Source organism: Aeromonas sp. s13 (genome assembly GCF_040907905.1).
In the GTDB taxonomy this organism is placed as follows: domain Bacteria; phylum Pseudomonadota; class Gammaproteobacteria; order Enterobacterales; family Aeromonadaceae; genus Aeromonas; species Aeromonas veronii.
In genome coordinates this window covers 129,519-145,362 of the sequence record NZ_JBFOCS010000025.1, presented here as the reverse complement: position 1 = coordinate 145,362, position 15,844 = coordinate 129,519, and the positions used below count along the sequence as shown (strand labels likewise).

13 protein-coding genes are annotated in these 15,844 nt (G+C 60.1%); 5 read left to right on the top strand and 8 right to left on the bottom strand.

What is annotated here, in order from left to right:
- Positions 1 to 17: 17 nt before the first annotated feature.
- The 4 genes from AB5Y82_RS03280 to AB5Y82_RS03265 form a co-directional block, all read right to left on the bottom strand.
- A complete protein-coding gene (locus AB5Y82_RS03280) occupies positions 18 to 605 on the bottom strand; it encodes a histidine phosphatase family protein (RefSeq protein WP_368173647.1) in 588 nt (195 codons plus the stop codon).
- A gap of 154 nt (positions 606 to 759) precedes the next feature.
- Complete coding sequence (locus AB5Y82_RS03275) at positions 760 to 1,413, bottom strand: transcriptional regulator (RefSeq protein ID WP_005334376.1); 654 nt, start codon at positions 1,411 to 1,413, stop codon at positions 760 to 762.
- Between the two features lie 64 nt (positions 1,414 to 1,477).
- Entirely contained in the window at positions 1,478 to 2,767 is a 1,290-nt protein-coding gene (locus tag AB5Y82_RS03270; protein WP_368173646.1) for a serine dehydratase subunit alpha family protein, read from the bottom strand.
- Positions 2,768 to 2,789: 22 nt separating this feature from the next.
- Positions 2,790 to 3,173: a Rid family detoxifying hydrolase gene (locus tag AB5Y82_RS03265; protein ID WP_005344164.1), complete on the bottom strand. Its 384-nt coding sequence runs from the start codon at positions 3,171 to 3,173 to the stop codon at positions 2,790 to 2,792.
- A gap of 251 nt (positions 3,174 to 3,424) precedes the next feature.
- On the opposite strand from AB5Y82_RS03265, the gene AB5Y82_RS03260 reads away from it, so the two are divergent.
- From AB5Y82_RS03260 to AB5Y82_RS03250, 3 genes are all read left to right on the top strand, one after another.
- On the top strand, positions 3,425 to 4,720 hold the full coding sequence (locus AB5Y82_RS03260) for an amino acid permease (RefSeq protein WP_021229327.1): 1,296 nt from the start codon (positions 3,425 to 3,427) through the stop codon (positions 4,718 to 4,720).
- 202 nt (positions 4,721 to 4,922) lie between these two features.
- On the top strand, positions 4,923 to 6,929 hold the full coding sequence (locus AB5Y82_RS03255; protein WP_368173645.1) for a methyl-accepting chemotaxis protein: 2,007 nt from the start codon (positions 4,923 to 4,925) through the stop codon (positions 6,927 to 6,929).
- 267 nt (positions 6,930 to 7,196) lie between these two features.
- Positions 7,197 to 7,484, top strand: a complete 288-nt coding sequence (locus AB5Y82_RS03250; protein WP_108613157.1) for a hypothetical protein — start codon at positions 7,197 to 7,199, stop codon at positions 7,482 to 7,484.
- 80 nt (positions 7,485 to 7,564) lie between these two features.
- Here the strand turns inward: AB5Y82_RS03250 and AB5Y82_RS03245 are convergent, their stop codons facing one another.
- Both AB5Y82_RS03245 and speA read right to left on the bottom strand, forming a co-directional pair.
- The gene (locus AB5Y82_RS03245) at positions 7,565 to 7,753 is read right to left on the bottom strand and encodes a hypothetical protein (protein ID WP_104014346.1); all 189 of its coding nucleotides are present in this window, start codon (positions 7,751 to 7,753) and stop codon (positions 7,565 to 7,567) included.
- A gap of 269 nt (positions 7,754 to 8,022) precedes the next feature.
- On the bottom strand, positions 8,023 to 9,924 hold the full coding sequence (gene speA / locus AB5Y82_RS03240) for a biosynthetic arginine decarboxylase (RefSeq protein WP_110302466.1): 1,902 nt from the start codon (positions 9,922 to 9,924) through the stop codon (positions 8,023 to 8,025).
- Between the two features lie 1,014 nt (positions 9,925 to 10,938).
- Between speA and pepT the strand changes: the two genes are divergently transcribed.
- On the top strand, positions 10,939 to 12,162 hold the full coding sequence (gene pepT / locus AB5Y82_RS03235; RefSeq protein WP_368173644.1) for a peptidase T: 1,224 nt from the start codon (positions 10,939 to 10,941) through the stop codon (positions 12,160 to 12,162).
- A 209-nt stretch (positions 12,163 to 12,371) separates the two neighbouring features.
- Positions 12,372 to 14,081: a lysophospholipid acyltransferase family protein gene (locus tag AB5Y82_RS03230; RefSeq protein WP_368173643.1), complete on the top strand. Its 1,710-nt coding sequence runs from the start codon at positions 12,372 to 12,374 to the stop codon at positions 14,079 to 14,081.
- Positions 14,082 to 14,195: 114 nt separating this feature from the next.
- Here AB5Y82_RS03230 and AB5Y82_RS03225 read toward each other — a convergent pair whose 3' ends face one another.
- Both AB5Y82_RS03225 and AB5Y82_RS03220 read right to left on the bottom strand, forming a co-directional pair.
- A complete protein-coding gene (locus tag AB5Y82_RS03225; RefSeq protein ID WP_043821170.1) occupies positions 14,196 to 14,504 on the bottom strand; it encodes a SelT/SelW/SelH family protein in 309 nt (102 codons plus the stop codon).
- Between the two features lie 76 nt (positions 14,505 to 14,580).
- The gene (locus tag AB5Y82_RS03220) at positions 14,581 to 15,705 is read right to left on the bottom strand and encodes an adenosylhomocysteinase (protein ID WP_113739144.1); all 1,125 of its coding nucleotides are present in this window, start codon (positions 15,703 to 15,705) and stop codon (positions 14,581 to 14,583) included.
- Positions 15,706 to 15,844 lie beyond the last annotated feature (139 nt).

Here is a 15,844-nt window from a genome sequence, read left to right as displayed (position 1 = left end):
CGGCAACGTCCACGAAACTAGCAAGCAATGCGAGTGATGTGGCCATCCTGCAGCTTATAGAAGGCATCTTGGGGCAACTCCAGTGACCAGGTCGCCTCATAGTCGAGATCGGCATAGACGCCGCGCAACATGGCACCGAACAGACCGTGGGAGATGACGATGGCCCGCTCGGCGATGGCAGGATCCTGCAACCACTGGTGTGCCCGGCGCTGAATGCTCTCGAAGCTCTCGGCCCCCGGTGCCTGCAGATACCAGTCCCCTTTGCCGGTATCGAGCTCGGGGTGGGCAAGACGCAGCGCCGGGATCTGGCAGCTCTCCCACTCCCCCATCCCCAGCTCCATCAAGCGATCGTCCCAGACGATGCGATCCGCCGCCAGCCCCAACTGCTCGCACACCAGCAGCGCAGTCTGACGGGCACGCCCGAGCGGGCTGGCATAGACGGTCCAGCGGGCGGGATCCGCCAACTCGTCGGCAAGCCGCCGCCCCATGGCAATAGCTTGCGCCTCACCCTTGTCGGTCAGATCGGAGTTGCAACGCCCCTGCAGACGCTGCTCGGCATTGAAGCGGGTCTGGCCATGGCGCAGCAGATAGATGAGTCGAGACATGATTTCTCCAGCACGTTCAGAGAGATAGAAAAACAAAGGGGGGAGATGATAGCAGATGAGCCTGGGGGATGGCCCAAACAGAGAGGCTAAAACGGGCGTAAAAAACGGGTCAGGGCTGACCCGTTTGCTGCCAATTTGGCCAGATTAAACCGGCTCAGCCCTTCTTGATCTCCCGCAGATAGCGGTAGATAGAGTGGACCGAAATCCCGAGCTGGCGCGCCGCAATCTGGGCACTGTCTTTTAACTCGAAGATCCCCATATCGTGCAGCTGGTTGACGATGACCCGTGTCTTCTGGGACGGGGGCACCGCCTCGTTGCCACGCACCTCGGCACTGACGGTGTCGATAGTGCTGTTGAGCGCTTCGTCGATGTTGCGGGCGAACACCTCCGGGGTGGCATGGCTCTCGTGGGGATGCATGCACTCCGGCATCATGGTCCGTAGCACGGATTGCAGCGGGGCATCCATGTCGCTGTTAATGCAGAGCAACCCGATGGCCCTGTGCTCCCCGTTGCGGATCACGGTCGTGATGGAGCGCAGCGTCTTGCCGGTGGCACACTTGGTCATGTAGGGGCTGGAGATATCCTGCCCGCTCTTGAGCTTCATCATCGCCAGGTTGGTGATGGGGGCGCCGACACTGCGGCCGGTGATATGGCCGTTGGCAATCTTGACGATCGAGGGATTGCGCGCATCCAGACTGTGGAGCAGCACTTCGGTGTGCTGGCCATACATGGCGGCGATGCCGTCCACTATGTTCTCCATCGACTTGAGGATCTCAAAATCGCTCGGACTCAACTCTTGCAGCTTCACAATGGGACCTTCTTGCAAGGGTTGCTGCCGGACAATGGGCGCCGGGCAGCAACCGACAGGGACATCAGGCGGACATGATATCAATAATGGTGCTGTCTGTGGCAGACATGCCCTCCTTCACCATCTGACCGACGTTGCGGATGGTCTGATCCACGTCGCCGGCGACGATCCCCTGCCCCGACACCGAGTGGCTGTTGAGAGCCATCAGGAAGCCGCGCACCGCCGCGCCGGAGGAGGTACTCACCTTCATGGCGCAGGAAGCCTTCGCCCCGTCACATACCATACCGGCACTGTCGCTCAGCACGTTCTGGATGGCGAAGCAGGATTGCTCGAAGCTGCCGCCCGCCAGATAGACCATGGCCATGGAGGCGGCCGCGCTGGTCACGGTATTGCCACAGAAGGCCGACAGCGGCGGATAGTGGGACTTGATATAGATAGCGCCCAGATGGCTCATGATGAGGGCGCGAGCCAGCTGCTCTTCGCTGGCCGCAAAGCGCTCGGCAATCACCATCACCGGAATGGTGGCGGCAATGCCCTGGTTGCCGCTGCCAAAGTTGCTCATGGCTGGCAGGGTCGCGCCCCCCATGCGGGCATCGGAGGCGGCCGCCGTCATCATCACGATGCGGTTCATCACATCCTCGCCGATAAGACCAGCATTGATGTTCTGCTGCATGGTGCGCCCAATCTCGAGGCCATAGGGGTTGTTCATCCCCTCGGCAGAGAGCTTGCCGTTGAGCTCCGAGGCTTTGAGGATGAACCTGATCTGCTCGAACTTCACCTGGGTGGCGAACTCGTAGATGGCGGCGATGCTGATATCTACCCCGTCGCAGATGGAGCCGGTGGCACCGCCCTGGCTCTGATCGGCGGTGAAGGTCACCTCGCCATCGCGGCGCTGCTCGACGATGCGGGTATGACCGCCGCACAGGGTCACTTCGGCGCTGTGTTCTTCACCCTTGTCATCAGTGCCATAAACGGTCACGCGGCAGAAGATAAACTCGGGGGCGGCGGTGCGGCTCACCTGCACCTTGCCGGCATCGATCAGCTGCTGGGCACGATCCACCTGTTCTGGCTGGATCGCGGCCAGCACCTCCAGCCCGGCGTCGGCGTTGCCGCCGATGGCACCGGCCGCGGCCGCAATGGCCAGACCGATCTTGCCGGTCCCCGGCACATAGACACCCATCGAGTTTTTATAGAGATTGTCCGACACCGCAACCTCGAGGCGACCGGGCTCACAGCCCAGTTGCCGGACGGCGACAGCCGCGGCATAGGCGGCGGCGATTGGCTCGGTACAACCCAGCGCTGGTTTGACAACCTGTTGAATAATCTGCAGATACTGCTGCCACGCTTGTTTCATCACTTGAACCTTTTTATCAGCATTAACGAGCGATATGGGCGATCGCTTCCACTTCAACCTTGACGCCCATCGGCAGATCCTTCACTGCGAAGCAGCTGCGCGCCGGACAATCTTTCTGGAAATAGGCTTTATAGACCTCGTTGAACGCGGCAAAATCGCTGATCTCGGCGAGGTAGCAGGTGGTTTTGAGCACGGTATCCAGCGAGCCGCCAGCGGCTTCCAGCACGGATTTCAGGTTTTCCAGTGACTGGCGGGTCTGGGCGGCAATGCCCCCTTCCACCACACCACCCTGCTGCTTGCAGACCGGCAACTGACCGGAGGTAAAGATAAGGTCGCCATAGGCAGTGCCGTGGCTGTAGGGACCGATAGCGTCAGGTGCCGCTGCTGCTGTGATGATGCGTTTCATATAGCCACTCCTGTTTGTGCAATTTTTTTTGCAATCATGAATCTCATTCCGTTCAACATTATTTGCTTTTTATTTTATCCATTCAACAAAAAGATACAAAAATGGCGTTTAAAGGCACCTTTCGGCCTCAATATAAACCGTGATCACCATCCTGATTTGAACAAAAGTACTCTTATGGGCATTGTTTATGACAGTTTCATTCAACTATATTTGCGCCGCTTTCCCACATCCCTACAAAAAAGAAGGTTTTAATGGACGCGCATAGCACTACACTCGCCAGCCCCGTGATGGGCACGCTGGAATGGAAAGAAGCGGTTCGCTTCGACAGCACCGACTGGGGCTGGATCATCATGAGCATCGGCATGGCCATCGGTGCAGGGATCGTCTTCCTGCCGGTACAGGTGGGTCTGATGGGCTTGTGGGTCTTTCTGCTCTCGGCGGTGATCGGCTACCCCGCCATGTACATGTTCCAGCGCCTCTTTATCAACACCTTGGCCACCTCGCCGGAGTGCAAGGATTACCCCAGCGTCATCACCGGCTACCTTGGCAAGAACTGGGGTGTGCTGCTCGGCGCGCTCTACTTCGTGATGCTGGTGATCTGGGTCTTCGTCTACTCCACCGCCATCACCAATGACAGCGCCTCCTTCCTGCAGAGCTTCGGCGTCACCGACGGCCTGCTCTCCGAAAACCCGCTCTACGGTCTGGTGCTGATCTGCGGTCTGGTGGCACTGGCCTCGCGCGGCGAAAACCTGCTGTTCAAGATCTCCACCTTTATGGTGCTGACCAAGATCAGCGTAGTGGCCGTGCTCGGCCTGATGATGGTGGACAAGTGGGATGCGGCCAACATCACCGCCATGCCCGCTGCCGGTGACTGGATGAAGGATGCCATCATCATGCTGCCCTTTACCCTCACCTCCATCCTCTTTATCCAGAGCCTGAGCCCCATGGTGATCTCCTACCGCTCGCGGGAAAAGTCGCTGGAAGTGGCCCGCTTCAAGGCGATGCGCGCCATGAATATCGCCTTCGGCATCCTGTTCGTGGTGGTGTTCTTCTACGCGGTCTCCTTCACCCTGGCCATGGGTCACGATCAGGCGGTCAAAGCCTCCGAAGAGAATATCTCCGCACTGGCCATGGTAGCCCAGGGGATGCCCGGCCAGACCCTCAAGCTCCTGAGCCTCACCCTCAACATCTTTGCGGTAATGACCGCCTACTTCGGCGTTTACCTCGGTTTCCGTGAAGCCTGTCAGGGGCTGGCAATGAACCTGCTGCGCCGGGTGCTGCCGGAAAACCGCATCAACAAAGGATTGGTGGGTAAGGGCATCATGGTGTTTACCGTCATGCTCTCCTGGGGGGCCATCGTGCTCAACGCACCGGTACTGAGCTTCACCTCCATCTGCAGCCCCATCTTCGGCATGGTGGGTTGCCTAATCCCGGCTTATCTGGTCTATCAGGTGCCGGCGCTGCACAAGTACAAGGGCACCTCCCTCTACATCATCATCGTCACCGGCCTACTGCTCTGTGTCTCGCCCTTCCTGGCGTTCAACTGACGGTTGCAGGCGGATATCCCCTTATCGACCACGGGTCACCTTCGGGTGGCCCGTTTTCTATTGGCTCGGCTGACGGCGCCCCGCCCGGAAGTAAAAAGCCAAGGGGATCACAACTTGCAACCGGCCATCACCCAAGGGAGGCCGCTCGGAGTACTATTCAGTCAACACGACTCACGCCCGCACTCAGGTATCGAGGCTTAACATGAAATGGATTTTCAACCCCGCCATCCGGCTGGGCAATCAGCTCTCCTTCAAATACAAATTCCTGCTCTGGTCCTGCCTGATGTTGCTGCCACTGGCGTACAGCATGACCAATCTGCTGGGGCGGCTGCAGGATGACAACGTCCAGGCCAACCGCGAGCTGGCGGGAGTGGTCAATCTCGCCCCCGTGCCCGCTATCGAGCAAGCCCTGCTCACCCATCGCAATCTGGTGACCCGTCACGCCTATGAAGTGGATCCGGTCGGTGATGATCAGGTCAATGCAGCCGCACAAGCCGTTGATCAGAGCCTGCAAGCCTTTGCCGACACCCGCCAGAACAACCCCTCCTTTGAGGTGATCCAGCAGAGCTGGGCCGCCCTGCAGAGTGAAGCAGGCAAGCTGGAAGTGGAGCAGAGCAACCTGCGCCACGACAAGCTGCTGACCGAGGTGCGCCACCTCTACAAGCACATTACCGCCAGTAGCAGCCTGATCCAGGATCCGGCGCTCGGTACCTACTACATGGTGATCCTCGCCAGCGAGCGGTTGCCGCAGCTGCGCGACCTGCTGGCTCAGGTGCGAGATCGCGCCGCCACCATCGCCGATTTCGGCCTGTTTCAGGCCGAGGGCTACAGCGGCCTGCGTTTTCGTCTCGACCTCATCAGCGCCACCCTGCAGGAGCTGGAGGCCGATCTGACCCTGCTCTACCAGATGGAACCGGCCTACCGCGCCGAGCTGGGTCAGCAGACCGATGCTCTGATACAGCTGGTGCGTCAGGGGGTCGAGACCATGGAAAACAAGATGATGAAGGATCAGCTGGCGCAGCTCTCCACCAAGGAGGTGCAGGCACTGGGGGATAAGATGGACGAGGCCATCACCGCAGTGGCAGGCCAGGTACGCCAGCGGCTGGAGGCCGACTTACATCAGCGGCTGACCGCCAACCAACGCCACTTCTGGTGGATCACCGCGCCGCTGACCGCCAGCTTGCTGCTCTACCTCTACCTGATGATCGGTGCCTATCTCTCCCTGCGCGACACCGTAGGGCGGGTGCGTGATATTGCCGCCCGGGTCAACGCCCAGGATCTCAGCCAGCATATCGAAATCGTCGGTCAGGACGAGCTGGCCGCCATCAGCCGGGATTACAACGTGACCCTGGAGACCCTGCGCACCCTGATGTTGCGAGTGCGGGAAAATGGCGTCACCGTGGTGGAGAGCGCTACCGAGATCGAAGCGCGCACCTGCCGCTCGCAGGAGGTCATTGCCGATCAGCAAGGGGAGACCCATCAGGTCGCTACCGCCATCAAGGAGCTGGCCGCCACCTCACAAGACATGGCGGGCAACGCCCTGCAAGCCGCCCGCATGACCCAGGAGGCGCAGAACGTGGTCGGTCAGGGCGAGGATGTGGTGGAACGCACCATCAAGGCAATCGACCATATCAACCGCGAGGTGCTGCGTACCGCCGACACCATAGGCCAGCTGGAACAGCAGTGCAGCCAGATTGGCGGCGTCATCAGCGTGATCCGCAGCATCGCCGAGCAGACCAACCTGCTGGCCCTCAACGCTGCCATCGAAGCGGCCCGGGCCGGTGAGCAGGGTCGCGGCTTTGCGGTGGTGGCTGACGAGGTGCGGTCTCTTGCCAACCGCACCCAGGGGGCTACCGTCGAGATCCAGCAGATGATTGAACAGCTGCAATCCGGTGCCCGCGCCTCGGTCACCGCCATGTCAGCGGCCAGCCATGAAGCGCAGGAAGGGGTCGGGCTGGCGCAGGAGGCAAAACAGGCTTTTGGCGCCATCACCGAGAAGGTGGATCGAATGGTCGATACCAACGCCATCATCGCCAGCGCCATCGAGCAGCAGGGCGCCGTGGTCAACGAGATCGAACGCAACGTGGTGCGCATCTCGGATGGCAGTGACGAGGCGCTGCAAGTGGCCAACACCGCCCGCGATGCCGCCCGCCAGATCCACCAGCTCACCGAACAGCTGCGTGCCATGGTACAGAGCTTCGTGCTGTGACAGAGCGCTGACAAGCCGGGCTCAACGTGAGCCCGGCATTATCCCGGTCTCGCCCCTGCCCACAACATCTCGGTTGCTCGGATCATCCAGAAAATCGCTGCTCCCACTTGCCGGGCAAACGCCAACAAAGTAGTCTCGAACGAAAACAAAATGCGGCATTCCCGACACGCACTCTCGATGATGTCGAGGGAAACCAAGCTGCCTGCGAACCACAGATTAAAACCAGCGTCACGTCATCTATCACCCGCTTCAAGCGAGGATTTACCCATGGCCAGATACCAGTTTTTTACCATTCCGGCATCCAATCGGCAGCAATACACCTTTATCGACATGGCATCTCCGACTTTTCTGAGTGAAAAGGCGGCACTGCTGACCCAAGGATTCGAGGTGGAGGAGGACTTTATTGACGCGACCAGTCCACGGGAGGCCGTCGAGAAGTACCAATCCAATTTTCTCTACGTGGCGGATGAGATAGGCAAGTCCGATAGCAGCTACGCCGCAGCCGTCGCCATGCTGGAGATTGGCAAGGGGTTATTGGGCAATAAAAACCGCTGAGATTAGGCACAGCGGTGAAAAGTGGTGGCCATCGTGGCAACGCGCCCGATGGCCATATGGCAAGACATCAATTCGGTAAGTCAGAAGCGCCCCAGCTGCTGGAGCATCTCGATAAGCTCCTCTTCGCTGCTCGGCTCATAAGCAAGCTGCAGACAAGGGGCCGCGCCCCCCATCAACATGTAGACATTGGTGCTGCAGTGGTCGTAGTGATACCACTTACCATTGATGCAGACGTCGGTATAGCACCTCGGATCCCTTTCCAGTTCCATATTCACATCCTTTTGTTACATCTCCACAACATCACTTCTGACCGTAAAGTAACCGCCGCGGATCACACTTGATGCAGATCAAGAGAAGCGGCTGACAACCGCAGATATCTGCCGGATCTGTGGCCTGCACGGCCCGGAGTGGCCCATTGCTATCCGAATGAAGATGGGGAAAGCCCCGCGACAGCATTGCGGGCGTTCCACAACAAAAACGGCGCCCGCAGGCGCCGTTTTTTCATCACCCCACCAAAGCGAGGGGCAAGCCAAAAGGCTTATTCGTCTTCCAGATAGGCGTAGCCTTGCAGGCCCAGCTCCAGCTCGTCGAGCAGGGCTTTGCGAGTGGCATCGTCCAGCGCCGGGTGAGCAGCGATCCGCTGGTAGTTTTCGCGGATCACGGACGGGTCGATGTTGACGTAACGCAGCAGCTGGTCGACGGTGTCGCCGCGCACCACGTTGCGAATGTCCATCTTGCCCTCTTCGTCCAGCCACACTTCCGCGCAGTGGGTGTCACCGAACAGGTTGTGCAGATCGCCGAGGATCTCCTGATAGGCACCGACCAGGAAGAAGCCGACGTGGCACTCTTCGTGCTCGCCGTAGACCGGCATTGGCAGGGTGCTCTCGACCCCCAGACCGTCGACATAGTGCTCGACCTGACCGTCGGAGTCACAGGTGATATCCATCAGGATACCGCGACGGCTAAGCGGACGATCGAGACCAGCCAGCGGCATCACCGGGAATACCTGACCGATACCCCAGGCATCCGGCAGGGACTGGAACAGGGAGAAGTTGGCAAAGCACTTGTCCGCCAGCTTTTCACTCAGCTCGTCAGCCAGCGCACGGTGGTTACGGTTGACCGGGTTGAGCATCTCTTTGAGTGCCAGACAGGTGTTCTGGTGCAGCATCTCGGCCCAGGCACGCTGTTCAAGGTTCAAAAGGCCCATGGTGTACTGGGTATTCACGTCACCCAGATCTGCCACCGAGTCATGGAAGATCTCCAGCAGGGAGGGATCTTCGCTGCGCAGATCCAGCCAGCCTTTCCACATGTTCTGCAGAATGGTCGGTGCATCTTCGTCCGGCGCGCTGATGTCGTTCATCTCCACCCCTTCGGCACCAATGATATTGGTGACCAGCACGGCGTGGTGGGCGGTCAGGGCACGGCCAGACTCGCTGATGATGGTCGGGTGCGGCAGATCGAACTCGCGGCAGACATCGCCGATGCCCCATACCACGTTGTTGGCGTACTCGGAGAGGCTGTAGTTGGCGGAGCAGTGGCTCTGGGAACGGGTTCCCTCGTAGTCCACACCCAGGCCGCCACCGACGTCCACGACTTCGATGTTGGCACCGAGGCGACGCAGTTCGGCGTAGAAACGGCCGCATTCGCGGATGCCGCCCTGAATGTCGCGGATATTGGCGATCTGGGAGCCCAGATGGAAGTGCAGCAGTTGCAGGCAATCCAGCTTGCCCAGCCCGCGCAGACGTTCGATCAGCGCCAGGATCTGGGAGGCGGAGAGACCAAATTTGGACATGGAGCCACCGCTCGATTCCCACATGCCGGAGCCGGTGGAAGCGAGCTTGGCACGCACCCCGATGTTGGGCTTGATGTTGAGACGAGCTGACTCGTCCAGCACCATTTCCAGCTCGGAGGGCTTCTCCACCACGATGTAGACCTTGTGGCCCATCAGGTTGCCCAGGAGGGCGTGGCGGATATATTCGCGGTCTTTGTAACCGTTGCAGACGATCACCGAGCCTTGCTCATGGTGATGGGACAGCACGGCCAGCAGTTCCGGTTTGGAACCAGCTTCCAGGCCAAGCCGGGGCTTGTCGCTGTAGGACTGGCTGATGGTCTCGATGACACGACGCTGCTGGTTTACCTTGATCGGATAAACGCAGAGGTAGTCCCCTTCATAGCCTGACTTCTCGATGGCCTGACCAAAGGCGTTGAACAGCGCATCGACCCGACTCTTGAGAATGTCGGGGAAGCGCAGCAACACGGGGGTGGTCAGCCCGGACTGACGCAACTGTTCGATGGCGTCAGAGAGCACGATATGCGCGTCAGGGCGTGATTTGTCGGGGGCGACGGTCACATGACCGGCGTCATTGATATTGAAAAAACCCGCACCCCAGTAGGGAACGTTGTAGACCTTCAAGGAGTCCTTGCTGGACCAGTTAGTCATGGGCTATGCCTCGCAAATGAGCGACCCAAAGTCGCCTTCGTTACCCTCAATCACATCCAGACCATCTAGTGCAGAGTACGGCGAGCGCTGCCATCACGAGACGCAGCCACCCAAACCAACCCTTTGCACATCGCGGCAAGCCAGAGGCTGCCTGGTGGATCTTGGGGAAGTAACGAGTCTTGATGTGGGGCTGGTGGCTTTACATCAAGCTCAACGGTATGCGGTGCCACTATGCCGTGGCGCCGCGGTACTTTGATGACAGACGACATCAGCCACGCCGTCAGTTCATCATTCGGCAGCGATCCCGACAGAAGGAGAGGGTTCCAAGGAAGAGAAGCGAAGGCGCCAGCACGCATGCGTGTTGATAGACGACAACAACCACAGCCCACCTCACCGTCAGTGACCGCCCATGACAAGGGAAGATGATGAGCCGGTGGCCCACTCGGTCAAATGAAGGATGAGAGTCTGTTGTTCTCCCTGATACCGGAGCCTAACCGGTATTAAAGAAACCATTCCCCAGCAGTGTCTGTCGTTTCTGCGTGCCTCGCCCTATAGGCGTATGATCGGTCGGGTTTCTGGCGGCTCTGCCTGCTTCAGGGTTACCCTTGGATCGGCGCGGAGTGTACACACTTACCGCGGGCAGTGACAATAAAAAATAGTGTTCAAAATCCCCTTTTAATAAGTCGATCAAATCTTGCTGGCGGGCAGGCGGGCTCTGGGATGGCGCAGGTTATGCGACAGTCCGGTTTCCTCTTGAAAAGTGTGTGAAAACGCCATGATTGGGCTGACGCCTTGCTGTGCGGTCGCTGAGGGAAATTTGGTCGCCACCGCCAGCGCCTAAATATCGTAATAAATGCAAATTTTATGCGATCTCCCTCCCGGACGTTGCCCCGCGCGCCGCACATTCGCCGCTCTTCCCTTGCGTCAAAAAATGGGAAAAACCTGCGCTGACGCAATGAGTGCCCCGCACGGATTGGCCACAATGACCGCTCACAATCGGTTAGAGGCTGACTAATGGATACCCTGCTTGAGCGTTTTCTGCGTTACGTAACTTTTCATACCCGCTCCGATGAGACCAATCCAGCCTGCCCCAGCAGCGAAGGCCAGCTGATCTTTGCCCGTGCCCTGCAAGAAGAGATGAAGGCGCTGGGGCTTAGCCAGGTCACCCTGGATGAACACGGCTACCTCACCGGCTGCCTGCCGGGCAACCAGCCGGACGCCCCCGCTATCGGCCTGATTGCCCACATGGACACCGCCGACTACGAGGCGGAGCACGTAGTACCGCAAATCATCGAAAACTATCAGGGCGGCGACATCTGCCTTGGCAAGGGTGACGAGGTGCTCGCCATCCGTGACTACCGCTTCCTGAAAAACTATCTGGGTCAGGACCTCATCACCACCGACGGCACCACCTTGCTTGGCGCCGACGACAAGGCGGGTATCGCCGAGATCCTCACTGCCATCGACCACCTGCAGGCCCACCCCGAGATCCCGCGCGGCGATATCTGGGTCGGCTTTACCCCGGATGAAGAGATTGGCCGTGGCGCCAACCTGTTCCCGCTGGAGAGATTCCCGGCCAGGTGGGCCTATACCGTGGATGGCGGCGAACTGGGCGAGCTGGAGTATGAAAACTTCAACGCCGCCAGCGCCACGGTGCGTTTTATCGGCAATAACGTCCACCCCGGCACCGCCAAGGGCAGCATGATCAACAGCCAGACCCTGGCCGCCCGCTTCCACGCCGCCATGCCTGCCGAGCAGACCCCGGAGTGCACCGACGGGTATGAGGGCTTCTTCCATCTGGCCCAGATGAGCGGCACCGTGGAGGAGAGCAGCCTGCACTACATCATCCGCGACTTTGACGACCAGCGTTTCGCCGAGCGCAAAGCCTTGATGGAGAGCCGGGTAGCCGCCATGCAGGCCGGGCATCCCAAGGCGCGCATCGAGCTGACCCTGACCGACAGCTATCGCAACATGCGCAGTCAGATTGAGCCACACATGCATATCGTCGAGCTGGCCAAGGCCGCCATGGAGGCCGCCGACGTGGTGCCGAAGATCAAACCCATTCGCGGCGGTACAGATGGCGCCCGTCTCTCCTTTATGGGCCTGCCCTGCCCCAACCTCTTCACCGGTGGCCACAACTTCCACGGCAAGCACGAGTTCATCCCGCTGCAATCCATGGAGAAATCGGTCGCCACCCTGGTGGAGTTGGTGCGCCTCACCGCAGCCTGGCGCGGTTAATCGGGTCGCTATCATTACCAGGGCAAAAGGGGGGAGCCGGTCAACCGGCCCCCCCTTGCTATCTGGCCATCACCCATCAAGAAAGGTAAACCGGGGAGGGTCGCTCAGGAGCTACTGGCTGCCGCTGCCATCAAACTGTCATCCCGCTGACATGTCGCGGGAACAGTGCCACATCATGCTGGGAGCAACGGATCGCCGGAGCCCTCCAGATGTTCACTATCGATACCCTGCTGACCCAGCACTTCCCCCGCCTGCTTTGCTACCCCCTGCTTACCCCGTTGTTCAAGCGGCTGCTGGGCTGGCTGCTCAACGAACGTGCCTTTGCCGACTTTGCCACCCGCTACCCGCACCTGCGCGGCCTCGACTTTGTCGAGCAGGCGCTGACCCAGCTCGATTTCGACTATCGGGTCAGCGAGGCGCAACTGGAGCATATTCCCGCCAGCGGCCGAGTCATTCTTGTTGCCAACCATCCCATCGGCTCGCTGGATGGACTAGCGCTGCTGCAACTGCTCGGTCGCATCCGCCCCGATGTGAAGATCGTCGCCAACCAGTTGCTGGCCCAGCTCGCTCCGCTGCGCCCTTTGCTATTGCCGGTGGACAATATGGAGGGCAAGACCGATCGACAGGCCATCCTCGCCATGAACGAGCACCTCGCCCATGAAGGGGCGCTGGTGATCTTCCCCGCAGGCGAAGTATCCCGGCTTGGCCTCAAGGGGGTGAAAGATGGCCCCTGGCAGGCAGGCTTTATCAAACTGGCCCAGCGCACCCGCACCCCGCTGGTGCCCATCCATCTGGGAGGGCGCAACAGCCTCTGGTTCTATCTCGCCTCCTGGCTCAACAAGCCCGCCTCCGCCCTGTTGCTGGTACGCCAGCTGTTTCGCCAGCAGGGGCAGACCCTACCGGTGACCATAGGGGCGCGCATTCCGCTCGGCAGTTTTCAGGATCTACCCGCCAAGACGGCGGCGCGGCTGGTGCGCAACCACCTCTACCGGATTGGCCGTGGCAAGGCGGGACGGCTGCAGACCGAGGCCCCCATCGCCCTGCCGGAGGATCGCCGCCAGCTCAAACAGGCCATCGAAAGCTGCGAACAGCTCGGCACCACCCCGGATGGTCAGGGGATCTACCTCTACCGCCGCCACGAACTGAGCCACTCGGTGATCCTGCGCGAGCTGGGGCGACTGCGGGAGATCGCATTTCGCGCAGTAGGGGAAGGATCTGGCAAACGGCGGGACCTCGATGGCTTTGACAACGACTATCACCACCTGATCCTCTGGGATCCGGCCCGGCTCGACATTATCGGCGCCTACCGCTTTGCCCCGGTGGCGGAGCTGCTGGCCAGCAAGGGGAAGGATGGTCTCTACAGCCATACCCTGTTCGGCTTCGAGGATAAGTTACTGCCCCGGCTGGAGCAGGCCATCGAGCTTGGCCGCAGCTTTATCCAGCCCGCCTACTGGGGCAAGCGGGGGCTCGATTATCTCTGGTTCGGCATCGGAGCCTATCTGGCCCGCTATCCCCGCTACCGCTACCTGTTTGGCCCGGTGTCGCTCTCCGGCAGCCTGCCGCCGGCGGCCAAGGATCTGCTGGTGAGCTTCTACCGCCAGCACTTTGCCCCCGAGCTGGCGCTGGCCCCCTCCCGCCGTCCCTACCCCGAGACGCAACCTCTGTTCGAGGGGGTGGATTACGGCGCCGATCTCAAAGCTCTCAAGGCCCGCCTCGACAATTTGGGCTGCGCCATCCCTACCCTCTACAAGCAGTATTCCGAGCTGTGCGAGCCGGGCGGCGTCCAGTTTATGGATTTTGGCATCGACCCCGACTTCAACCACTGCATCGACGGGCTGGTGTGGGTCGATGTGAGCCGCATCAAGTCCCACAAGCGGGCCCGCTATATCGGCAGCCATCAGGCCGAACCGCGCTTATAACCCTGCTGGAGCCAGGCAAACAGCCAAATGCAAAAAAGGAGAGAGAGGCCATCGCCTCCCTCTCCTTTCGCTCTCATGCTCAGCACCTTTTCGAGGCGCTCGGCCCATCTGGCGTTACTCGGCCGCCTTGCGATCCGAGTGGCCGAGATCCCGCTCAGGGGCGATGACGTCACGCACCCGCTGCTTAATCTCCTTGGCCTCGGGGAAGCCGTCATCGACCACCCGATCCCACACCTGCACCCCGCTCACCAGAATGCGGAACTCCCCCTTGCTGGCCGGCACCAGCGCCACCTCCCCCAGATCGCTGTCGAAGGTGGAGAGCAGCTCCTGCGCCAGCCAGGCGGCGCGCAGCATCCAGCGACAGAGGGTGCAGTAGCGGATTTCGATGCGGGGTTTGCTGATCAGGGTTTCAGACTCGGTCATGAGTGACTCCATAAAAAAGCGACAATGGCGGGAAGTGGCGTACTGCCGCCCAATGGCCGATCCCGGTTTGGTCAAATCAGTGCTGATCAACCCCATGAAAATCGGCCAGCCAATGGCGGGCAATGGTACGCATCGCCGATTCTGGCAGCTCGAACAGGCCGGGTGCAAGAGGGCCTGCCGCCAGCATCCGGATCCCTTCCATGATCTCCGCCAGCACCAGATAGACATATTCACCAATCACGGCGCCATGGACGAAGTTGACCGCCTCGCCACGGTTGAGCAGGTAGATCTGGGTACCATCCGGCCGGTTAAGGGCCAGCACATGGGGGCACACCTCTTCGCTCGGCCACGGCAACTGGGCCAGCGAGAAGGCAAACTCGTCGTCGGCCGAGGTGACCGAGGCCACCATGGTGCCGGGGCGCAGCGCCTGCAGATCCGCCAAATCCAGCGAGCCGTTGCCGGTAGAGCAGATCACCAGCTCGGCGCGGTTCAAGGCTTCAGCCTTGGTGATCAGGCGAAAACCGTGAGAGAGCGCTTCGACCTGTCGCAGCACATCGGTCTCCACCAGCCCGAGATGGAGGTTGCGACAGCGCAGGTCGCGGGCGATGCTGCGCCCCACCTTGCCATAGCCAAACAGCACGGCTTCGCAGACGTTGAAGGTACGGTTGAGATTACGAGCCAGCGACTCCGCGGAGTAGACCACGCTCAAACCAATCTGGATATCCTCGGCCTGCTTGAGGGGACTGCGTGCCACCGACACCACCGGGGTCGCCAGCACCTCCTGCTCATAGCGCTGGTGGCCGTTTTCGGTCATCTCCACCACCCCGAGGAAACGGGGGCCGAAGTACTCGCTCAAGATCACCTGAGTTTTGGCAAAGTAACCGCCGATATCGAGGATCAGCAACCGCTCGTGGGGGGCCACCAGCGGTGCAATCTGCTGGATGATGCTGTCGGGTTCATTGGTCCAGCGCCGGTTGAGGGGCAGCACCGGATAGTGTTGTGATACCCACTCCAGGGTCGGGCCGTGTACCGATTTCGGTTTGGGTAAAATGGCGCCAATCCGTCCAATCTGACCGAGAGCGTCGATAAAACGGGGGCGATCGGGAAGCAGATGAGTGACCAGCAGAATGCAGAGACCATCGATACGTCCCTGTCCGGTGAAATGGCGAAAAAACAGATGCTCAGATCCTTGACTGCGCAACTGTGGCCTCCTTATGTGCCGCAAAGCAGGCAAACAGAACCCGGCGCGGCCGGGTTCTGTGTGTGTCCAAATAAAATGAAAATCCTTTTTATCTGAAACACATATGGGGCTCAATCATTATCTGCCAAGAGTATGAGCG